Below are 21866 nucleotides of genomic sequence, written 5' to 3'. Positions count from 1 at the left end.
GGTGACCCGCCTCGGCCGGTCGTACAACCTGGCGGCGCCGGCGAGCGGCCGGATCATGTCGGGTGGTATCGACTCCACCGCGCTCTACCCGCCGAAGCGCTTCCTGGGCGCGGCGCGGAACATCGAGAACGGTGGCTCCCTGACCATCCTCGCCACGGCGCTGGTGGAGACCGGCTCCATGGCCGACACGGTCATCTTCGAGGAGTTCAAGGGCACCGGCAACGCCGAGCTCAAGCTGGACCGGAAGATCGCCGACAAGCGCGTCTTCCCGGCGATCGACATCAACCCCTCCGGCACCCGCAAGGAGGAGGTCCTGCTCGCGCCGGAGGAGCTGGCGATCGTCCACAAGCTCCGGAAGGTGCTGCACTCGCTGGACTCGCAGGCGGCGCTCGACCTCCTGCTGGACCGGCTCAAGCAGTCCCGGACGAACATCGAGTTCCTGATGCAGATCGCGAAGTCCACGCCGGGCGAGTGATCCCGCCAGGAGCGGACGGAAGAGGGGTACGGCCTTGGGGTCGTGCCCCTCTTCCGCGTTCCGGCCCGGCACGGCCGAGCACGGTTCTGAAGTTTTTCTACGGTTAAGCCGGCAGGTATTGAAACTTCTGTTCACTCTCCGGTTGACTGTCGGGCATGCGTACCCGCAGTCGATCCGCCTCTCTTGCCGGCGTCCTGCTGCTGACGCCGCTGCTGACCCTTGCCGGGCCCGTCCCACCGGGCGTCGCGGCGCCCGCCGGCGAGCCACGCACCGCGGCCGAGGACGCCCCGGCCGCCTCCTCGCGCCCTGACTCCGCGGTCGCCATCGCCGGCGACGCCGCCGCCGGCCTGGAACCGGCCGGTGGCCTGGAGACCGCGAAGACCACCCGTCCGGTCGCCCCCGGACTCGACCTGACCTCCTTCGACCGGTACGACGCCGACGGCTGGCTGCGCGCCGACGCCCTCACCGCCGACCTGTCCGGCGGGGTCACCGTGGACTACGTCAACTCGGGCGCGGTGACCCGGGACGAGCCGCTGCGCGCCGCGGCGGACCGTACCCGGGCGGTGGCGGCGGTCAACGGCGACTTCTTCGACATCAACAACTCCGGCGCCGCGCAGGGCATCGGCATCCGCTCCGGTGAGCTGGTCCAGTCGCCGGTCGCCGGGCACACCAACGCCGCGGCGATCAGCGCGGAGGGGCTGGGCCGGGTGATCCAGGTGGGCTTCGAGGGCACCGCCACCCTGCCGGCCGGACCGGTGCCGCTGACTCAGTTCAACAACATGGTGCAGCGGGACGGCGTCGGCGTCTTCACCCCACTCTGGGGCACGTACGCCCGCAAGCGGGCCGTGGAGGGCGCCGCGCGGGTGGTCGAGGTGACGGTGACCGGCGGGAAGGCCGCGACCGTGGCCACCGCCCCGGGGGACGGGGCGATCCCGGCCGGGACCACCGTGCTGCTGGGCCGGGATGCGGGCGCGGACGCGCTCGCGGCGCTGCGGCCGGGCGACCCGGTCGACCTGAGCTGGCGGCCGAAGGCCTCCGACGGGAGCAGCCTGCGCGCGGCCGTCGGCGGCGGCAGCGTGCTGGTCCGGGACGGGGTGGTGCAGGACATCGCCGACCAGAGCCTCGCCCCGCGTACCTCGGTCGGCTTTTCCGCCGACGGGCGCAAAATGATCATGCTGACCGTGGACGGCCGGCAGGTGGACAGCCGGGGCGTCACCCAGACCGAGATGGGCCGGATGATGCGCGAGCTCGGCGCGTGGACCGCGCTGAACCTCGACGGGGGCGGCTCCTCGACCCTGCTGGCCCGCGAGCCCGGCGCGGCCACCGTGCAGGTGGAGAACAGCCCCTCGGACGGCAGCGAGCGGCCGGTGCCGAACGGACTGGCCATCTACGCCCCGCAGGGCAGCGGCCGGCTCACCGGATTCTGGCTCGAGACGGCGAGTGACCCGACCGCCGCTCCGGGGGTCGCCCCGGTCCGCGGCGGGCGGCCGGACCGGGTCTTCCCCGGGCTCACCCGCCGGCTCACCGCCGCCGGCTACGACGAGACGTACGGCCCGGCGGCCGGCGCGCCGCAGTGGCGGGCCAACCCGGCCGCCCAGGGCACGGTGGACGACGAGGGCGTGTTCCGGGCCGACCGGCCCGGCCGCAGCACCGTCACCGCGTGGCGGGAGGAGGCCCGCGGCACCCTGGACCTGACCGTGCTCGGTCCGCTGGAGCGGATCGACTCCACCGTGGACCGGCTCGGCCTCAACCGGCAGGGCGACACCGGCCTGTTCGGCGTGGTGGGCTACGACGCCGAGGGCAACACCGCGCCGATCGAGCCGGCCGACCTGCGCCTGGAGTACGACCACGACGTCCTCGCGATCACCCCGACCGATGACGGCAACCTCTCCGTGAAGGCGCTCGGCGACAGCGGCTCGGCCCTGGTCACCGTCCACGTCGGAGCGGAGACCACCGTGCTGCCGGTGACCGTCGGGCTGGCCGACGTGCCGGTGGCCGGCTTCGACGACGCCGCCGCCTGGAAGTTCAGCCAGGCCCGGGCCAGCGGATCGGTCGCGCCGGCGCCGGGCCACACCGGCACCGGGCTGAAGATGTCGTACGACTTCAGCCAGTCCACCGGCACCCGCGCGGCGTACGCCGACCCGCCGGCCTGGATCGCCGTGCCCGGCCAGCCGCAGGCGTTCGGCATGTGGATCAAGGGCAACGGCACCGGGGAGTGGCCCAGCCTGCACCTGCACGACGCCCAGGACACCCAGTTCGTGCTGCGCGGCCCGTACGTCACCTGGACCGGCTGGCGGTACGTCGAGTTCGCCGTCCCGCCGGGGGTGCAGTACCCGGTCCGGGTGCGCCGGTTCTACGTGGCCGAGACCGACCCGGCCAAGCAGTACAAGAGCGAGGTGGTCATCGACGACCTGGTGGCCAAGGTGCCGCCCACGCTGGACGCGCCGGCCGAGCCGGGCCGGACCGACCGGGTGGTGCTGCGCGACGGCACGGTGGACGGCGCGCCCTGGCGCTTCGCGGTGATGTCCGACGCCCAGTTCGTCGCGGCCGACCCGGACAGCGACCTGGTCGCCCAGGCCCGCCGTACGCTCCGCGAGGTCAAGGCGGCGAAGCCGGACTTCCTGATCATCGACGGCGACTTCGTGGACACCGCGTACCCGGCGGACTTCGCGCTGGCCAAGCGGATCCTCGACGAGGAGTTGGGCGGCGAGCTGCCCTACTACTACGTCCCGGGCAACCACGAGATCATGGGCGCCCCGATCGACAACTTCCGGAACGTCTTCGGCGCCACCTCGCGGGTCTTCGACCACGAGGGCACCCGGTTCGTCACGCTGAACACGTCGAGCGGTTCGCTGCGGGGCGGCGGCTTCGACCAGGTGAAGCTGCTCCGGGACACGCTGGACGCGGCCGCCGCCGACCCGGCCGTCGGCTCGGTCGCGGTGTTCTTCCACCACCCGCCCCGCGACCCCAGCCCGGCCAAGGCAAGCCAGCTCGGCGACCGCAAGGAAGCCGCCCTGGTGGAGCAGTGGCTGGCCGACTTCCAGCACCGGACCGGCAAGGGCGCGCTCCTGGTCAACGGGCACGTCGGCACCTTCCACGCGGACCGGGTGGACGGCGTCCCGTACGTGATCAACGGCAACTCGGGCAAGAACCCCTCCACCCCGCCCCAGCTCGGCGGCTTCACTGGCTGGACCGAGTTCGGCGTCGACCCGGTGACCCCGCAGGAGGCGGAGCGGGCCCGCCGTGACCCGCTGGCCGAGGGGCCGCGCTGGGTCGAGGCGGAGTTCCACGCCCACGTCGACCGGCTCGCCCTGGCCGCTCCGGCCAGCGTCCCGGTGGGCGCCCCGGCGACCGTCACGGCCACGCTCACCCAGCCCGGCGGCCGTGCCGTTCCGGTTGCCGCGCCGGTCAGCGCCGACTGGTCAGGCTCGCCGAACCTGTACGTGGGCGGCGCCGACGGGGTGAAGCCCTGGCACGTGGCCCGGTTCGACCCGGCGACGGGGCAGCTCACCGCGCTGCGTCCCGGCGGTCAGGTGGTGCTCGCGGTGACCGTCAACGGCGTACGCGCCCAGGCGACGGTCACCCTGACGGCGGCGGAGGCGCCCGCAGCCTGACCCGCCCCGGGGGCGCGGCCACGCAGCCGCGTCCCCGGCGGCCGGCCGCCACCCGCCGACGGGCCCTGTGACCTGGGGGAGGAGCCCGTCGGCGGGTGCTCGGTCAGAAGTCGCCCTCGGCGACCTGGAAGACGGTCAGGCCGAGCGCGCGCCACATCCGGACCACCTGCTGCCGGTCGTCGAAGACGCCGACCACCCGGTACCGGTCCCTGATCTCCCGCTCGTAGATCTCCTGCTTGACCACGGCGTCCTTGCGCTGATCACCGACCGCCCGCAGGTGCAGCGCCAGGTAGGGCACCTTGACGTGCCGGTCCAGCCAGGCCTCGGTGGCCGGCCGCGCGGTCGCGTCCCGGCCCGAGCAGAAGACCACCCCGTGCCCGGCCGCGTGCATCGCCCGGACCGCCGCGATCACCGCCTCGTTCGGGGCGTCCTCGCCGACCCGGGTCATGTCGTACGGGCTGCGCGAGACGTTCAACGCCACCGTGCCGTCGATGTCGACCAGCACGATCGCCGGCGGCTCGGGGTGGGGCGGGTGGACCCGGGCCGGGGTGCCGGTGCGGGCGGTCGGGACCGGCAGCGGTAACGGACGGTTGGCCAGGTAGCGCTCGTGCAGGCGGCGGATCGCCGCCTCGCCGACCCGGTCGGCCTCCGGCCGCGCGGCGTCCCGCCGTAGGCACTCCTCCAGCGGCACGTCGGTGAAGTCGTGCACCTCGAACGCGGCGCCGTACCGCTCGGCCAGCTCGGCCCAGTCCCGCAACGTGCGCGAGCGCAGGTTGGTGTCGTCCACGCAGACACTCACCCGGGCCGCCAGCAGCGCCTCCACCTGTGCCCGCTGGGCCCGGGTGACCTGCCCCTCGGCCCACTGGGTGAAGAGCCGCTCGCCGTGCATCATCCGGCGCAGGTCGTCCCGGTTGACCCGGACCACGCCGGGCTGCAGCCGGCGGGCGAAGGTGGTCTTGCCGGAGGCGGGCAGCCCACGGGTCGCGATCAGGCAGAACATCCCGCACCTCCGGTTCGTCCCGGTCCACCCCGGCACCGGTTGACGAATGCCCGCGAGCGGGGCGGGAATGCGTGCGGGGTGGTGGGCGTTGCGCCTGCCGGACCTCCGGTGCGGCCCGCTCGCCGGGTCGGCGGACGTCCGTGGCACACTGGTCAATCGGCCACCGGTTCCGGTTCACGCCCGAGCCCCTCGCGGATGACGGGGAGCAACGACGGCGACCCGGCGACCACCGAAGAAAGGACCGAGGCGAGATGAAGCCCAACATCCACCCGGAGTACGTGACCACCGAGGTCCGCTGCTCCTGCGGCAACACGTTCACGACCCGCAGCACCGCCAAGGGCGGTCAGATCAGCGTCGAGACCTGCAGCGCCTGCCACCCGTTCTACACCGGTAAGCAGCGCGTCCTCGACACCGCCGGTCGGGTCGCGAAGTTCCAGCAGAAGTACGCCAAGGTTCAGGCCAAGAAGGCCAAGTAGCTGCTCCGACGACGCCCGTGTCCGGCTCCGTGCCGGACGCGGGCGTTCGTCCGTTTCCACCCTTTTATCCTCACCCCCACCCGGTCGTCGTCGAAGGAGCATCCGCAGCATGAGCAGTGAGCGCCTGGCCGCCCTCCTCGACGAGTACGCCGAGCTGGAGAAGCGGCTCGCCGACCCCGCGATCCACGCCGACCAGGGCACCGCACGGCGGGTCGGCCGGCGCTACGCGGAGCTCGTCCCGCTGCACAAGGCCGCCGGTGAGCTGGAGCAGGCCCGAGCCGACCTGGTCGCCGCCCGCGAGCTAGCCGCCGAGGACCCGGCGTTCGCCGCCGAGGCCGAGGCGATCGCCGCGTCCCTGCCGGCGCTCGAGGAGAAGCTGGCCGAGCTGCTGATCCCCCGGGATCCGCACGACGCCAAGGACGTCATCGTGGAGATCAAGGCCGGGGAGGGCGGCGAGGAGTCGGCGCTCTTCGCCGGCGACCTGCTCCGGATGTACACCCGGTACGCCGAGCGGCACGGCTGGGTCACCGAGGTGATCGACTCCCAGGAGTCCGACCTCGGCGGCGTGAAGGACGTCTCCCTGGCGATCAAGACCAAGGGCGTGCCCGAGGGCGGCAACGGCGTCTGGTCCCGGCTCAAGTGGGAGGGCGGCGTGCACCGGGTGCAGCGCGTCCCGGTCACCGAGTCGCAGGGCCGGATCCACACCAGCGCGGCCGGCGTGCTGGTGCTGCCGGAGGCCGAGGACGTCGACGTCACCATCGACCCGAACGACCTGCGGATCGACGTGTTCCGCTCGTCCGGGCCCGGCGGCCAGTCGGTCAACACCACCGACTCGGCGGTCCGGATCACCCACGTGCCGACCGGGATCGTGGTCTCCTGCCAGAACGAGAAGTCGCAGCTGCAGAACCGGGAGCAGGCCATGCGGATCCTGCGTGCCCGGCTGCTCGCGGCCGCTCAGGAGCAGGCCGACGCGGCCGCCTCGGACGCCCGCAAGGCGCAGGTCCGCACCGTGGACCGGTCGGAGCGCATCCGCACCTACAACTTCCCGCAGAACCGGATCACCGACCACCGGATCGGCTACACCGCGTACAACCTGGACCTGGCCCTGGCCGGTGAGCTGGACGGCGTCCTGGACGCCCTCACCGAGGCCGACCGCGCCGCCCGCCTGGCCGGCGAAACCGAACTGACCCGCCGCTGACCCCCGCCGCCCGGGGGCGGGTCAGGAGGCGCGGAGGCGGTCCTTGGCGCGCAGCATCTCCCGGTCGGCCAGCTCGAACGCGGCGCCGAGCGCCTCCCGAACGCTCGCCCCGGAACCCCCGCTCACCTCGGCGAAGCCGATGCTCACCCCGACCGGGGTGCCGGGGACCAGCGACTCCCAGTCCTCCGTGCGGATGGCGGCCTGGATCCGGCGGGCCACCTCGGCCGCCTCGGTCATGCCGGCTCCGGGCAGCACCACGACGAACTCGTCCCCGCCGTACCGGGCCACGAAGTCCCCGCGCCGCATCACCCGGTTGATCACCCCGGCGATCCGTTGCAGCACCAGGTCACCGGAGTGGTGGCCGTGCCGGGTGTTCACCGCCTTGAAGCCGTCCAGGTCGCAGACGCCGATCACCACCCGCTCGCCCCGGGACACCACCGCGCCGATGTAGCGCTCCAGCCGGCGCCGGTTGGGCAGCCCGGTCAGCGGGTCGGTGAGCGCCTCGCCCTCGTACCGGGCGGCCTCGCGGCGCACCTCCTCGTGGTCGATCCGGGCGGCGATGCCCTCGATGTAGACGTCCCGCAGCCGGTCGTTGCGCTGCGCGGCCAGCCGGAACGCGTACCGGTCGGCCCGGTGCGCGGCGGCGTGGTCGCCGGCCCGGGCCAGCGCGATGCTGCGCAGCCGGGGCGACTCGGCCGCGCCCAGCGTCTCGATGGAGACCCGGGCGGTGTCCAGCCGGGTCACCGCCTCGATCGGCCGACCGTCGGCGATGGCGAGGCAGACCTGGCCGAGCTGCTGCATGTCCCGCGCGCGGGCGCTGTCGCCGCCGTGCCCGAGCAGCCGGTCGGGAGCGGCGGCGGGGTCGGACTCCACCTGGTCGCCGAGGGTGGCCTGCCGGGCGGCGGCGTACCCGTACGCCGCCAGGCTGCTCGGTCGGATGTTGCCGGCCCGCCCACTGCGCAGGAAGCGGTGGAAGTCCCCGGCCACGTCGCGCAGCACCCGCAGGCAGCCGTCGCTGTCGCCGGTGTGGTCCAGGGCCACCGCGTTGCGCAGCCGGATGCCCGGGGCGGCGAAGGTCTCCTCGGGAATGCCGGCGCCGAGCCCCACCTGGCGGGCGCGCTCGATCGCCCCCAGCGCGTGCCCGTGGAAGCTGAGGTACGAGTAGGCCATCGCCAGGTCGTGCCAGCCCCAGGCGGTGTCCCGGTCCGGGTCGTCGTCGGCGGTCAGCCAGCGGGAGGCCTTGACCAGGTGGGTGACGCAGCGGTCCAGCGCCCCCTGGTGGTGCGCGGCGAGCGCCGCCAGGGCGTTGAGGTGCCCGTGCAGGTAGGGCTCGGCCAGGTCCCGGACCGCGGCGGAGGCCTCCTCGATGGCCCGGGTGTACTCGGCCGTCCGACCGAGATTGATCACTGCGCAGAGGCGCTGGACCAGCGCGTCCGCGCGGGCACAGGGATCGCTGGTGGTGCGGATGATCCGGTCGAGCAGGGTGACTGCCTCCGCCGAGCGGCTCGCCTCCTGCAGCGCCCGGGCGCGCCGGAGGGCGTCAACCTGGTCGTCGACCCGGTCGAGCCAGCCCACTCGAACCTCCCTGTGGTGTGCGCCCGAACGCACCCGCTCGTGATGTCACCCCGCGACGCTTCATGATTATGTCGTGACCCACCTCCCGCAACACCCGTCCGAAGGGACGGAACGCGAGCGGCCCTCGCTGGCGGTCGCCCGGGCGGCCCGGACCCTCGCGGCGGCGGGCGTCGAGGCGCCCCGGGCGGAGGCCGAGCTGTTGGCCGCGTACGTGCTGGACGTGCCGCGCGGGCGGCTGGCCCTGACCGAGGGCCTCGACCCGGGCCAGCGCGACCGGTTCGACGCGCTGGTGGCCCGGCGGGTGGCCCGCGAACCCCTCCAGCACCTCACCGGCACCGCCGGGTTCCGGCACCTGGAGCTGGCGGTCGGCCCCGGCGTGTTCGTGCCCCGGCCGGAGACCGAGCTGCTCGCCGGCTGGGGCGTGGCCCAGGGCCGGGGCCGGGGCGTGCCGCTGGTGGTGGACCTGTGCAGCGGCTCCGGCGCGATCGCCCTGGCGGTGGCCCAGGAACTGCCGCGAGCCCGGGTGGTGGCGGTGGAGCGTTCGCCGGCGGCGCTGGCCTGGCTGCGCCGCAACGCCGCCGACCGGGCCGCCGCCGGGGACACCCCGATCGAGGTGGTGGCGGCCGACGTCACCGACCCGCAGCTCCTCGCCGACCTGGTGGGCCGGGTCGACGTGCTGCTCTGCAACCCGCCGTACGTGCCGCGCTCGGTGGCCGTGTCCCCGGAGGTGGCCGGGTACGACCCGTACGAGGCGGTCTTCGGCGGCGCGGACGGGCTGGACGTGATCCGGCCGGTGGTCGCCCGGGCCGCCGAGCTGCTCCGGCCCGGTGGTGTGCTCGGCGTCGAGCACGACGACACCCACGGGGCGGCGGTGCCGGCGTTGCTGACCGCGGACGGCCGGTACGAGCGCGTCGAGGAGCACCGGGACCTGGTCGGGCGGCCCCGGTTCGCCACCGCGTCCCGCCGCGCGGACGGCCAGCACGCCGAGCCCGACGCGGCGTGGCAGACTGGCTCCTCGTGATGCTCTACGACTGTCGGTCGCTCGCCGACCGGGACCGCGGCATCGCCGCTGCCATCGAGGCGGTCAAGAACGGGGAACTCGTCGTCCTGCCGACCGACACGGTCTACGGCCTCGGCGCCGACGCCTTCACCCCGTACGCGGTGAAGGCGCTCGCGGACGCCAAGGGCGGCACCCGGCAGGCGCCGCCGGTGCTGATCGGTTCCCGGCACACCCTCGACGGCCTGGTCTTCTCGCTGCCGCGGGCGGCGCGCGACCTGGTCGAGGCGTTCTGGCCGGGTGCGCTGACCATCGTGGTGGAGCACTCGCCGAGCCTGTCCTGGGACCTGGGCGACGACAGCGGCACCGTGGCCGTCCGCATGCCGCTGCACCCGGTGGCCTTGGAAGTGCTGCGGGAGACCGGCCCGATGGCGGTGGCCTCGGCCAACAAGGTCGGCCAGCCGGCCGCGCTCACCGCCGAGGAGGCCCGCGACCAGCTCGGCTACGGCGTGCGGGCCTACCTGGAGGCGGGCCCGCCCCTCGACCCGGTGCCGAGCACCGTCGTCGACCTCACCGGCGAGGTGCCCCGGGTGCTGCGCCAGGGCGCGGTGTCGCTGGAGAAGCTGCGCGACGTGGTGCCGGACATCCTCGACGAGCGGGGGTTCTGAGTGCCGCCGTTCACCGTCCTGCACGTCTGCATGGGCAACATCTGCCGGTCGCCGATGGCCGAGCGGCTGCTGGTGCTCGCGGTGCGCGAGCGGCTGGGCCGGCTCGGTGCCGACCCGGAGCGTTCCGACGAGCTGCTGCACAGCCACAGCGCCGGCACCGGCGGCTGGCACGCCGGCGAGGAGATGAATCCGCCGGCCGCCCGGCAGGTGACCTCCCGTGGCGGCGACGTGGCGGGCTTCGCCGCCCGCAAGCTCCGCTCCGACCTGATCGACGCCGCCGACCTGGTCCTCACCGCCACCGCCGACCAGCAGGAGTACGTGGTGGCGCTGCGCCCGGACGCCGCCGCGCGCACCTTCGTGCTGGGGGAGTTCGGCCGGCTGCTGGGCGGGGTGGACGCGTCCGCCCTGCCCCCGGCCGCGGCCGCCCCGGACGCGGTGTACGCCCGCGGCGTGGCCCTGGTGGCGGCGGCGGACGCGGCCCGGCAGGGTGCCGCACCGCTGCCCGGGGACGACCTCGACGACCCGTGGGGCCGGGGCGACCAGTGCTTCAGCCGGGTGGCCGACGAGATCGAGGAGACGGTCCACCCGCTGGCCGCCGTGCTGTTGCCCTGACCCTTTCCGGTATTCGGCGTAGGGGTTTCTGTCACCTTCATCCTTCCTCGCGAAATTCCTGCGTGTTTTGGGGAAGGTGGCGGCGAAACGGCCGATTGCGGTCATTCTGAACAGGTCTCGTACAGCCGGCTCCTGCGGGGAGAGCTGATGAACCGGGCCCATCTCGACAAGTTGTTCACCATCCTGCTCGCCGGCGTGCTCGCCGGGTTGGCCCTGGCGGCGGCCGCGCTGCCGGCCGCGCTGGTCTTCGGGTTCGGTTTCAAGGGGCTGGTGCCCTTCGCCGAGCTGCCGCAGTCGCTGCGGACGCCGGAGCCGGCCCAACGGTCCAACCTCTACGCCAACGACGGCCGCACCCTGATCACCTCGTTCTACGTCGAGGACCGGATCGACGTGCCGGTCGGCGACGTGGCGCCGGTGATGCGCCAGGCCATCGTGGCCGCCGAGGACGTCCGGTTCTACCAGCACCACGGCGTGGACGTGCGCGGCGTGATCCGGGCCTTCACGGTCAACCAGCGCGAGGGCGGGACCCGGCAGGGCGCCTCCACGCTGACCATGCAGTACGTCCGCAACGCGCTGGCCAGCGATCCGCGGCTGACCGAGGCGGAGCGGGCCCGGGCCACCGAGATCAGCGCCGGCCGCAAGATCCGCGAGATGCGGTACGCGCTGGCCCTGGAGCGGGAGCTGAACAAGGACGAGATCCTCGGCCGCTACCTCAACATCGCGTACTTCGGCGCCGGGGCGTACGGCATCGGCGCGGCCAGCAAGCGCTACTTCTCCACCACCCCGGCGAAGCTGACCCTGGCCCAGGCGGCACTGCTCGCCGGACTGGTCCGCTCGCCGGACACCGACGACCCGATCAACGGGAACGCCGACGCGGCACTGGGGCGCCGGGCGTACGTGCTGGACCGGATGGTGGAGACCGGCCAGGTCTCGGCCGAGGACGCCGCCCGGGCGAAGGGCGAGCAGCTCGCCCTGAAGCCCAGCGCCACCCCGAACGACTGCACGGCGATCTCGAAGGAGCACAACGACTGGGGTTTCTTCTGCGACTGGTTCACCCAGTGGTGGAACAGCCAGTCGGCCTTCGGGGCCTCGCCGGACGAGCGGCAGCGCACCCTGCGCCGCGGCGGCTTCTCGATCGTCTCCTCGCTCGACCCGAACGTGCAGCGCAAGACCACCGAGCAGGTGCTGGAGATCTACCCGGTCACCAACAAGCGGGCCGCGCCGACCGCCGTGGTCCAGCCGGGCACCGGTCGGGTGCTGGCCATGGCGGTGAACCGGAACTACAGTGTGGCCGAGAACCCGGCGGGGCAGGAGAACTATCCGAACACGGTCAACCAGCTCATCGCCGGTGGCGGCGGCATCGTCGGCTACCAGGCCGGGTCGACGTTCAAGCTGTTCGCCATGCTCGCCGCGCTGGAGTCCGGGCTGCCGCTCGCCACCGAGTTCGACGCCCCGTCCGTGTACGTCACCAAGTACGCCACCGGCCCCGGGCCGGCCGCCTGCGGCGGCCACTGGTGCCCGGCCAACGCCAACCCGGACTGGATGGACGGCCCACGCACCATGTGGAGCGCGTTCGGCCGGTCGGTGAACACGTACTTCGCCTGGCTGACCGAGCGGGTGGGCGCGGACCGGGTGGTGGAGATGGCCGAGCGGCTCGGCATCGTGCTGCGCGCGGCCGACGACGCCCGGCTGGCCCACGACGGGGCGAAGAGCTGGGGCCCGTTCACCCTCGGCGTGGTCGCCACCACCCCGCTCGACCTGGCCAACGCGTACGCCACCGTGGCGGCCGAGGGCGTCGGGTGCCGGCCCACCCCGGTCACCTCGATCACCGACAGCTCGGGCCGGAAGCTGGCCGCGGGGAACCCGGACTGCCGGCAGGCGCTCGACACGGAGGTGGCCCGGGCGGCGGCGGACGCGGCCCGCTGCCCGGTCGGCGATCAGTCGATGTACCGCCGCTGTGACGGCGGCACCGCCGAGGAGCTGGCGCCCGGGCTGGACCGGCCGGTGGCCGGCAAGACCGGCAGCGCGGAGCGGAACGAGACCGAGACGGTGGTCGCCTTCACCCCGCAGCTCGCCGTCGCCACCATCGCGGCGAACCCGGACAACCCCCGGGACGCCGTCGGCGGCGGCGTGCAGACCCGGCAGATCGCCGCCGTGGGCCGGGTGCTGGCGTACGCGCTGCGCGACCAGCCGGTGCGCGACTTCGTCCCGCCCAGCCAGACTATCGCCTTCGAGCGCACCAGCCCGCGGTCCGGGAACTGACCGGGTCAGGCGTCGGCGGTCTCGGCGCCGGCTCGTGCGAGGCGCCCGCCGAGGTGACTCGGGGCTCCGGTGCCGAGACATGGCACAGCCCCCGGTGCGGGGCTCCGTAGACTCCTACGCTGTGGAGAACACCAGAGACACCTTCTGGGGGCCGGACTTCCAGCAGCTCAGCACCGTCGACCCGGAGATCGCCGAGGTGGTGCTGGGGGAGTTGGCGCGGCTGCGCGGTGGCCTGCAGCTCATCGCCAGCGAGAACTTCACCTCCCCGGCCGTGCTGGCGGCCCTCGGCTCCACGCTGACCAACAAGTACGCCGAGGGCTACCCGGGCCGGCGCTACTACGGCGGCTGCGCCGAGGTGGACCGGGCCGAGGAGATCGGCATCGCCCGGGCGAAGGAGCTGTTCGAGGCCGAGCACGCCAACCTCCAGCCGCACTCCGGTGCCGGCGCCAACCTGGCCGCGTACGCCGCGCTGGTGCAGAGGGGCGACACCGTGCTGGCGATGGACCTGCCGCACGGCGGCCACCTCACCCACGGCAGCCGGGTGAACTTCTCCGGCAAGTGGTTCCACACCGTCGGCTACACCGTCCGGCGGGACACCGAGCTGATCGACTACGACGAGGTACGCGACCTGGCCCGGGCGCACCGCCCCAAGATGATTATCTGCGGGGCGACCGCGTACCCGCGGCTGATCGACTTCGCCCGGTTCCGGGAGATCGCCGACGAGGTCGACGCCTACCTCATGGTGGACGCGGCGCACTTCATCGGGCTGGTCGCCGGCCGGGCCGTCCCCTCCCCGGTGCCGTACGCCGACGTCGTCTGCGCCACCACCCACAAGACGCTGCGCGGCCCGCGCGGCGGCATGATCCTCTGTCGGGAATCGCTGGCCGCCCGGATCGACAAGGCGGTCTTCCCGTTCACCCAGGGCGGCCCGCTGATGCACGCCGTCGCCGCCAAGGCGGTCGCGCTGCGCGAGGCCGCCCAGCCCGAGTTCCGGGCGTACGCCTCGCAGGTGGTGAGCAACGCCCAGGCGCTCGCCGACGGGCTGGCCGCCGAGGGGATGCGGCCGGTCTCCGGCGGCACTGACACCCACCTGGCGCTGATCGACCTGCGCGAGGTCGGGGTGACCGGGGCGGACGCCGAGGCGCGCTGCGACGCGGCGAAGATCACGCTGAACAAGAACGCCATCCCGTACGACCCGCAGAAGCCGATGGTCGCCTCCGGCATCCGGGTGGGTACGCCGAGCGTCACCACCCAGGGCATGCGGGAGGGTGAGATGCGACGGATCGCCACGCTGATCGCGCGGGCGGTCCGCACCGATCCGGCGGCGCCCGGGGGCGCCGACGAGCTGGGCCGGATCGCCGCCGACGTGACCGAGCTGGTCACCACGTTCCCGGCGTACCCCCGTGGCTGAGCCGGGGACGCGCGCCGCGGAGGCGCTGGAGGACCGCGGCTGGCGGCTGCGCCACCTGCCGGTGCTGCTGATCTCGACGGCGGTGCTGGCGGCGGTCGCCGGGGTGGTCGGCGGGGTGACCCGGGGCGCGGACGGCGCGCTCGGCGCGGCGGCCGGGGTGGCCGTCACCGCGCTCAGCTACACGTTCACCACGGTGCTGCTGGCCTGGGCCGACGCCCGCGACCCCCAGCTCGTGCTGCCCTTCGGCCTCGGCGCGTACGTGGCCAAGATGAGCGTGCTCGGGGCGGTGATGATCGGGGTGGCCGCCACCGGCTGGCCGGGACTGATCCCGTTCTGCCTGGGCATCGCCGCGGGCGTGCTGGTCTGGACCGGCGTGCACATCTGGTGGCTGACCACTGTGCACGCCCGGCGGTCCCGCGGCTGACCTGCGGACACACCGGCGCGCCGTCCCACGCTTCGGACGGCGCGCCGGTGTGTCCGCGATCGGTCATTCTCTCAGTGGCGGAAGGGGAGTAGCGTGCCTCCAGACGACTTCGCCCACCCGTGTCCCACACAACCAGGTTGTGCGGGGGGTGAGGCACAGCCTCGTCTCCTCGACTGATATCGTTCGCCCCGACATGGCCGGTGACCAGAAACCCCCCAGCACTGGCGGCCCGGGCGACGTTCCGCCCGGTGCCGGTCAGGGTTGGACCGCGCTCAGCTATCTGATCGCGGGCATGCTCGTGTGGGGCTTCATCGGCTGGCTGGTCGACCGTTGGCTCGAGACCGATGGCATCGCCACCGGGATCGGGATCGTGCTCGGCATGGCCGGGGGGATCATCCTGGTCGTGCGCAAGCTCGGCACGCCTCAATAGGAAGGGACGCGGTGTTCGGACAGGCGAACGTCCTTGCACAGGGCGCGGCAAACTTTCCTCCCAGCGTGGAGGACTTCTACCTGCCCAGCATCCTGCCCTGGGGTGCGCACAACTCCTACTGGTTCACCAAGATCACGTTCATGGTCTGGCTGGCGGTCGGGATCCTGATCCTGTTCTTCATGCTCAGCTACCGCAACCCGCAGCTGGTGCCGACCAAGAAGCAGTGGTTCGCCGAGTCGATCTACGGCTTCGTCCGGAACAACATCGCGGTCGACATGATCGGGCACCAGGGAGTTCGGTTCGCGCCTTACTTCACCACGCTCTTCTGTTTCGTCCTGCTGACGAACTTCTTCGCGATCGTCCCGTTCTTCCAGATCTCGCCGAACTCGCACATCGCCTTCCCGGCGTTCCTCGCGTTGATCAGCTACGTGCTCTTCAACTATGTGGGCATCCGGCACCACGGCTTCGTGAAGTACTTCAAGAACTCGCTCATCCCGCCGGCGCCCTGGTACATCCTGCCGCTGCTGATCCCGATCGAGGCGTTCTCGACTTTCCTGGTCCGGCCGTTCTCGCTGGCCGTCCGTCTGTTCGCCAACATGTTCGCCGGGCACATGCTCCTGCTGGTCTTCACGCTGGGCGGCTTCGCGATGCTCAACGCCACCGGGCTGCTGGCGCCGGTCTCGGTGCTCTCCTGGGTGATGACCGTCGCGCTGACCTTCCTCGAGTTCCTGGTGATCTGTCTACAGGCCTACGTCTTCACGGTGCTGACCGCCAGCTACGTGCAGGGCGCGCTCGCCGAAGAGCACTGATCCACTTCGCACCAACCGTTGTCGTCCCGCGTGACAGTCACGCGTGATAACCAGGAGGAACACACCAATGGACGTTCTCGCCGCGGTATCGGGCAGCACCGCCGCCATCGGCTACGGCCTGGCCGCCATCGGCCCGGGCATCGGCGTGGGCCTGGTCTTCTCGGCCTACATCCAGTCGACCGCCCGCCAGCCGGAGTCGTCCCGGATGACCCTGCCGTACGTCTGGATCGGCTTCGCCGTCATCGAGGCGCTGGCGCTGCTCGGCGTCGCGTTCGGCTTCGTCTGGGCTAAGTAATCCCCCCTCTGATCGGGAGGTCTTCCATGTACTTCCTCGCCGAGGCGGCTGAACACAACCCGATTATCCCGCTCTGGCAGGAGGTCGTGGTCGGTGGCATCGCCTTCATCGTGCTCTGCTTCGTGCTGATGAGGTTCGTCTTCCCCCGCATGGAGCAGACGTTCCAGGCCCGGGTCGACGCGATCGAGGGTGGCATCAAGCGTGCCGAGGCCGCCCAGGCCGAGGCCAACAAGCTGCTCGAGCAGTACCGCGCGCAGCTGGCCGAGGCCCGGACCGACGCCGCCAAGATCCGCGACGACGCCCGGGCCGACGCCGAGGGGATCCGCCAGGACATCCTCGCCAAGGCGCGGGAGGAGTCCGACCGGATCATCGCGGCCGGCAAGGAGCAGCTCTCCGCCGAGCGGGCCACCATCGTGCGCGAGCTCCGCGCCGAGGTCGGCACCCTCGCGGTGGACCTGGCCAGCAAGATCGTCGGTGAGTCGCTCGCCGACGAGGCACGTCGCAAGGGCACCGTCGACCGGTTCCTGAGCGGTCTCGAGAGCGCGGGGGCCCGCTGATGCAGGCCGCCAGCCGGGAGTCGTACAAGGTCGGGGCCGAGCGCCTCGACGCGTACGCCCGCGGCGCGGAGCCGTCGGCGGTGGCCTCCACCGCCGACGACATCCTCTCCGTGGCCGCACTGCTGCGGCGCGAGCCGCGGCTGCGCCGGGCGCTGTCGGACCCGGCGCGTCCGGGCGACGACCGCACCGGCCTGCTCACGGGCATCCTGAGCGGGAAGGTCGGCGCGGACGCGCTCGACCTGCTCACCGCGCTGGTCGGCGGCCGCTGGTCGGCGCCGTCGGAGTTGCTCGACGGCACCGAGCGGCTGGGCGTCGAGGCGCTCCTGGCGGGCGCCGAGAAGGCCGGCGAGCTGGGCGAGGTCGAGGACGAGCTGTTCCGTTTCGGCCAGGTCGTCTCCGCTTCCGCCGAGCTGTCCAACGCGCTCTCCGATCCGATGGCCCCGGCCGAGCGGCGGGCCACCCTGGCCCGCGAGCTGCTCGCCGGCAAGGCCCGGCCGGTCACCGTCCGTCTCGTCGAGGCCGCGCTGGCCGGCTTCGGGGGGCGCTCCTTCATCGGGGCGCTCACCCGGCTGGTCGAGCTGGCCGCCGACCGGCGGGACCGTCAGGTCGCGTACGTGACCGTGGCGGCCCCGCTGAGTGACGAGGAGGAGCGACGCCTCGGTGCCCGCCTCTCCGCGATGTACGGTCGAGAGGTTTCCGTCAAGCAGACGGTGAACCCCGAGGTGCTCGGTGGGGTGAGCGTGCGGGTCGGCTCCGACCTGTACGACGGCACCGTCCTGCGCCGCCTCAACGAGACCCGCAACGCGCTCGCGAAGCGCTGACCAGCGCCTCCGCAGCCCTGATTCGACGCCATCGGACCGGTCGGTACTAGGTATCCCGGGCCCCTGATACTTGAAGGAAGCAGAGGATGGCCGAGCTGACCATCTCGACGGAGGAGATCCGCGGCGCCCTGGAGCGCTACGTCTCCTCCTACACGGCCGACGTCTCCCGTGAGGAGGTCGGCACCGTCGCCGACGCCGGCGACGGCATCGCCCACGTCGAGGGTCTGCCCTCGACCATGACCAACGAGCTCCTGGAGTTCGAGGACGGCACGCTCGGCGTGGCGCTGAACCTCGACGTCCGGGAGATCGGTGTCGTCGTCCTCGGTGACTTCGGCGGTATCGAGGAGGGGCAGCGCGTCAAGCGCACCGGCCGGGTGCTCTCCGTCCCGGTCGGCGACGCCTTCCTCGGCCGCGTGGTCAACGCGCTCGGCCAGCCGATCGACGGCCTCGGCGACATCCCGGACGAGGGCTACCGCGAGCTGGAGCTCCAGGCCCCGAACGTGATGTCCCGCCAGTCGGTCTTCGAGCCGCTGCAGACCGGTCTCAAGGCCGTCGACGCGATGACCCCGATCGGCCGCGGCCAGCGTCAGCTGATCATCGGTGACCGGAAGACCGGCAAGACCACGGTCGCCCTGGACGCCATCCTCAACCAGCGGGACAACTGGCGTTCCGGCGACCCGAAGAAGCAGGTCCGCTGCATCTACGTCGCCGTCGGCCAGAAGGCCTCCACCATCGCCTCGATCAAGGGGACGCTGGAGGAGGCGGGCGCGATGGAATACACCACCATCGTCGCCTCCCCGGCCTCGGACCCGGCCGGCTTCAAGTACCTCGCCCCGTACACCGGCTCGTCCATCGGGCAGCACTGGATGTACGGCGGCAAGCACGTCCTGATCGTCTTCGACGACCTGAGCAAGCAGGCCGAGGCGTACCGGGCCGTGTCGCTGCTGCTGCGCCGCCCGCCGGGCCGCGAGGCGTACCCGGGTGACGTCTTCTACCTGCACTCCCGCCTGCTGGAGCGCTGCGCCAAGCTCTCCGACGAGCTGGGCGGCGGCTCGATGACCGGTCTGCCGATCATCGAGACCAAGGCGAACGACATCTCCGCGTTCATCCCGACCAACGTGATCTCGATCACCGACGGTCAGATCTTCCTCGAGACCGACCTGTTCAACCAGGGCGTCCGGCCGGCCATCAACGTCGGCACCTCGGTCTCCCGGGTCGGTGGCGCCGCCCAGGTGAAGCCGATGCGGAAGGTCGCCGGTTCGCTCCGGCTCAACCTGGCCCAGTTCCGCGAGCTGGAGGCGTTCGCCGCCTTCGCCTCCGACCTGGACAAGGCCTCCCGTGCCCAGCTCGAGCGCGGCTCCCGCCTGGTCGAGCTGCTCAAGCAGCCGAACTACTCGCCGTACCCGGTGCAGGAGCAGGTCGTCTCGGTCTGGGCCGGCACCGAGGGCAAGCTGGACGACATCCCGGTCGGCGAGATCAAGCGCTTCGAGTCGGAGTTCCTGCAGTACCTCCGGCACAAGCACGAGGGCGTCCTGGCCGCGATCGCGGACAACAAGTGGGACGACGACATCATCGGCTCGCTCGACTCGGCCATCACCGAGTTCAAGCAGCTCTTCCTCGGCAAGGAGGACGAGGTGCGGATCAACGAGGCCCCGGCCAAGCCGCTGGAGGGCGAGGAGACCCGCGAGACGGTGACCCGCTTCCGCGAGGGCTCGACCGACCGCCCGGCTGAGAGCTGACGATGGCCGCCCAGGTACGCGTTCTTCGTCAACGGATCCGCTCGGCGAAGTCGATGAAGAAGATCACCAAGGCGATGGAGCTGGTGGCGACGAGCCGCATCGCCAAGGCCCAGGCGCGGGTGGAGGCGTCCCTGCCGTACGCCAAGGCGATCACGGACGTGCTCACGGCGCTGGCGTCCAACGCGCGGATCGACCACCCGCTGCTCACCCCGCGCGAGCGGGTGCGGCGGGCGGGCGTCCTGCTGGTCACCAGCGACCGCGGTCTGGCTGGCGGCTACAGCTCCAACGCGATCAGGACCGCGGAGTCGCTGATCGCCCGGCTTGCGGCCGACGGCAAGGAGCCCGTGCTCTACGTCATCGGTCGTAAGGGCGTGACCTTCTACCGGTTCCGCAACCGGGACATCGCGGCGAGCTGGACCGGCTTCTCGGAGCAGCCGGCGTTCTCCGACGCCCGCGAGGTGGGTGAGACGCTGATCAAGGCGTTCACGGCCGGCGCGGACGACGTGGACGGCGGGGCCGGTCCGGACGGGGTTGTCGGCATCGACGAGCTGCACATCGTCTACACCGAGTTCAAGTCCCTGATGACCCAGACGCCGGTCACGCGGATCATCGGCCCGATGCAGGTCGAGGACCGGCCGCGGTCCGAGGGTCTGCTCCCGGCGTACGAGTTCGAGCCGGAGGCGGAGGCGCTGCTCGACGCGCTGCTGCCGAAGTACATCAACACGCGGATCTACGCGGCGTTGCTGGAGTCGGCGGCCAGCGAGTCGGCGGCCCGTCGGCGGGCGATGAAGAGCGCCACCGACAACGCCGAAGAGATGATCGAGAAGTACACGCGGGAGATGAACACGGCCCGCCAGGCCGGGATCACCCAGGAGATCAGTGAGATCGTCGGCGGCGCGAACGCGCTCGCCGCGTCGGGAAGTGAAGTGTGATGACTGCCCCAGTAGAGACCAAGACGGCCACGGGTCGCGTGGTCCGGGTCATCGGCCCGGTCGTCGACGCCGAGTTCCCGCGCGACGCCATGCCGGACCTGTTCAACGCTCTGCACGTCGACGTGACCCTGTCCGGCGGCGAGAAGACGCTGACCCTGGAGGTCGCCCAGCACCTGGGTGACAACCTGGTCCGCGCAATCTCGATGCAGCCGACCGACGGCCTGGTCCGCGGCACCGAGGTGCGGGACACCGGCTCGCCGATCAGCGTGCCGGTGGGCGACGCGGTCAAGGGCCACGTGTTCAACGCGATCGGCGAGTGCCTCAACCTCACCGAGGGTGAGACGCTCAACCCGGACGACCACTGGCAGATCCACCGCAAGGCCCCGGCCTTCGCGGACCTGGAGCCGAAGACCGAGATGCTGGAGACCGGCATCAAGGTCATCGACCTGCTCGCCCCGTACGTCAAGGGCGGCAAGATCGGCCTGTTCGGTGGCGCCGGCGTGGGCAAGACGGTGCTCATCCAGGAGATGATCACCCGCGTCGCCCGGAACTTCGGTGGCACCTCGGTGTTCGCCGGTGTGGGTGAGCGCACCCGTGAGGGCAACGACCTCATCGCCGAAATGACCGAGTCCGGCGTCATCGACAAGACCGCGCTGGTCTACGGCCAGATGGACGAGCCGCCGGGTACCCGGCTCCGGGTCGCCCTCTCCGCGCTCACCATGGCGGAGTACTTCCGCGACGTGAAGAAGCAGGAGGTGCTGCTCTTCATCGACAACATCTTCCGCTTCACCCAGGCCGGTTCCGAGGTTTCCACGCTGCTCGGCCGCATGCCGAGCGCCGTGGGCTACCAGCCGACCCTGGCCGACGAGATGGGCGAGCTCCAGGAGCGGATCACCTCCGTCCGGGGCCAGGCCATCACCTCGATGCAGGCGATCTACGTGCCCGCCGACGACTACACCGACCCGGCGCCGGCCACCACGTTCGCCCACCTGGACGCGACCACCAACCTGGAGCGGTCGATCTCCGACAAGGGCATCTACCCGGCCGTGGACCCGCTGGCGTCCTCGTCCCGGATCCTCGCCCCGGAGTTCGTCGGCCAGGAGCACTTCCAGGTGGCCACCGAGGTGAAGCGGATCCTGCAGCGCTACAAGGACCTGCAGGACATCATCGCCATCCTCGGTATCGAGGAGCTCTCCGAGGAAGACAAGATCACCGTGCAGCGGGCCCGGCGGATCGAGCGCTTCCTGTCGCAGAACACCTACGCCGCCGAGCAGTTCACCGGCGTACCGGGCTCGACGGTCCCGATCAAGGAGACCATCGAGGCGTTCAAGAAGATCAGCGAGGGCGAGTACGACCACTTCCCCGAGCAGGCCTTCTTCATGTGCGGCGGTCTCGAGGACCTGGAGCGCAAGGCCAAGGAGCTGATGGAGGGCTGAGACCCTTGCCACACTCCACGGAGGCCGCCCCGACAGACGTCGGGGCGGCCTCCGCCTGTTCGGGCCCGGCTCGTACCAGATGTCCGGATGTCCGGAAAGCGGTTCGCCGGACCGCGCGGTACCGTTCGTGACACG

General features: G+C 72.1%; 19 protein-coding genes and 1 pseudogene. 18 read left to right on the top strand and 2 right to left on the bottom strand.

Features of this window, described 5'->3' with window-relative positions; translation table 11 throughout:
- Both ACY34I_RS12235 and ACY34I_RS12230 read left to right on the top strand, forming a co-directional pair.
- Positions 1-475, top strand: a pseudogene (locus ACY34I_RS12235) (transcription termination factor Rho); the annotation flags it as partial.
- Between the two features lie 155 nt (positions 476-630).
- Complete coding sequence (locus ACY34I_RS12230; RefSeq protein WP_462754847.1) at positions 631-4089, top strand: phosphodiester glycosidase family protein; 3459 nt, start codon at positions 631-633, stop codon at positions 4087-4089.
- 103 nt (positions 4090-4192) lie between these two features.
- Here the strand turns inward: ACY34I_RS12230 and ACY34I_RS12225 are convergent, their stop codons facing one another.
- A complete protein-coding gene (locus tag ACY34I_RS12225) occupies positions 4193-5089 on the bottom strand; it encodes a phosphatase domain-containing protein (RefSeq protein ID WP_462754845.1) in 897 nt (298 codons plus the stop codon).
- 251 nt (positions 5090-5340) lie between these two features.
- Between ACY34I_RS12225 and rpmE the strand changes: the two genes are divergently transcribed.
- Both rpmE and prfA read left to right on the top strand, forming a co-directional pair.
- Entirely contained in the window at positions 5341-5565 is a 225-nt protein-coding gene (gene rpmE, locus ACY34I_RS12220) for a 50S ribosomal protein L31 (RefSeq protein WP_073834647.1), read from the top strand.
- A 109-nt stretch (positions 5566-5674) separates the two neighbouring features.
- Complete coding sequence (prfA, locus tag ACY34I_RS12215) at positions 5675-6763, top strand: peptide chain release factor 1 (protein WP_148800745.1); 1089 nt, start codon at positions 5675-5677, stop codon at positions 6761-6763.
- Between the two features lie 21 nt (positions 6764-6784).
- Here prfA and ACY34I_RS12210 read toward each other — a convergent pair whose 3' ends face one another.
- Entirely contained in the window at positions 6785-8338 is a 1554-nt protein-coding gene (locus tag ACY34I_RS12210; RefSeq protein WP_462754843.1) for a GGDEF domain-containing protein, read from the bottom strand.
- 73 nt (positions 8339-8411) lie between these two features.
- On the opposite strand from ACY34I_RS12210, the gene prmC reads away from it, so the two are divergent.
- The 14 genes from prmC to atpD all read left to right on the top strand — a co-directional run bounded on the left by prmC (position 8412) and on the right by atpD (position 21731).
- Complete coding sequence (gene prmC / locus ACY34I_RS12205) at positions 8412-9359, top strand: peptide chain release factor N(5)-glutamine methyltransferase (RefSeq protein WP_462754841.1); 948 nt, start codon at positions 8412-8414, stop codon at positions 9357-9359.
- Positions 9359-10003 (top strand): L-threonylcarbamoyladenylate synthase, encoded by a 645-nt coding sequence (locus ACY34I_RS12200; RefSeq protein WP_148800759.1) that lies wholly within the window; start codon positions 9359-9361, stop codon positions 10001-10003. The genes prmC and ACY34I_RS12200 overlap by 1 nt, the downstream gene beginning before the upstream one ends.
- A complete protein-coding gene (locus ACY34I_RS12195) occupies positions 10004-10615 on the top strand; it encodes an arsenate reductase/protein-tyrosine-phosphatase family protein (protein WP_462754840.1) in 612 nt (203 codons plus the stop codon).
- Between the two features lie 147 nt (positions 10616-10762).
- The gene (locus ACY34I_RS12190; protein ID WP_462754838.1) at positions 10763-12877 is read left to right on the top strand and encodes a transglycosylase domain-containing protein; all 2115 of its coding nucleotides are present in this window, start codon (positions 10763-10765) and stop codon (positions 12875-12877) included.
- Between the two features lie 79 nt (positions 12878-12956).
- Positions 12957-14288 (top strand): serine hydroxymethyltransferase, encoded by a 1332-nt coding sequence (locus ACY34I_RS12185; protein WP_462754837.1) that lies wholly within the window; start codon positions 12957-12959, stop codon positions 14286-14288.
- Positions 14281-14712 carry a hypothetical protein gene (locus ACY34I_RS12180; RefSeq protein ID WP_148800736.1) on the top strand — a complete coding sequence of 144 codons (432 nt, stop codon included), beginning with the start codon at positions 14281-14283 and terminating at the stop codon, positions 14710-14712. The genes ACY34I_RS12185 and ACY34I_RS12180 overlap by 8 nt, the downstream gene beginning before the upstream one ends.
- Positions 14713-14905: 193 nt before the next feature.
- Positions 14906-15142 (top strand): AtpZ/AtpI family protein, encoded by a 237-nt coding sequence (locus tag ACY34I_RS12175; RefSeq protein WP_148800734.1) that lies wholly within the window; start codon positions 14906-14908, stop codon positions 15140-15142.
- 11 nt (positions 15143-15153) lie between these two features.
- Positions 15154-15951, top strand: a complete 798-nt coding sequence (gene atpB / locus ACY34I_RS12170) for a F0F1 ATP synthase subunit A (protein ID WP_462754834.1) — start codon at positions 15154-15156, stop codon at positions 15949-15951.
- A 67-nt stretch (positions 15952-16018) separates the two neighbouring features.
- On the top strand, positions 16019-16246 hold the full coding sequence (locus ACY34I_RS12165) for an ATP synthase F0 subunit C (protein ID WP_091197508.1): 228 nt from the start codon (positions 16019-16021) through the stop codon (positions 16244-16246).
- Between the two features lie 26 nt (positions 16247-16272).
- Positions 16273-16803 carry a F0F1 ATP synthase subunit B gene (locus tag ACY34I_RS12160; RefSeq protein ID WP_462754832.1) on the top strand — a complete coding sequence of 177 codons (531 nt, stop codon included), beginning with the start codon at positions 16273-16275 and terminating at the stop codon, positions 16801-16803.
- Positions 16803-17624 (top strand): F0F1 ATP synthase subunit delta, encoded by an 822-nt coding sequence (locus ACY34I_RS12155; protein ID WP_462754830.1) that lies wholly within the window; start codon positions 16803-16805, stop codon positions 17622-17624. Before ACY34I_RS12160 ends, ACY34I_RS12155 begins: the two co-directional genes overlap by 1 nt.
- Before the next feature lie 86 nt (positions 17625-17710).
- The gene (atpA, locus tag ACY34I_RS12150) at positions 17711-19363 is read left to right on the top strand and encodes a F0F1 ATP synthase subunit alpha (protein ID WP_148800726.1); all 1653 of its coding nucleotides are present in this window, start codon (positions 17711-17713) and stop codon (positions 19361-19363) included.
- A 2-nt stretch (positions 19364-19365) separates the two neighbouring features.
- Positions 19366-20295, top strand: coding sequence for a F0F1 ATP synthase subunit gamma (locus tag ACY34I_RS12145; RefSeq protein WP_357440154.1), 930 nt, complete (start codon positions 19366-19368; stop codon positions 20293-20295).
- A complete protein-coding gene (gene atpD / locus ACY34I_RS12140; RefSeq protein ID WP_148800722.1) occupies positions 20295-21731 on the top strand; it encodes a F0F1 ATP synthase subunit beta in 1437 nt (478 codons plus the stop codon). Before ACY34I_RS12145 ends, atpD begins: the two co-directional genes overlap by 1 nt.
- Positions 21732-21866: the final 135 nt, after the last annotated feature.

Source organism: Micromonospora sp. RTBAU3-60 (genome assembly GCF_054963695.1).
The sequence above is the reverse complement of the archived record's forward strand: the minus strand, read 5'-3'. Positions and strand labels throughout refer to the sequence as shown.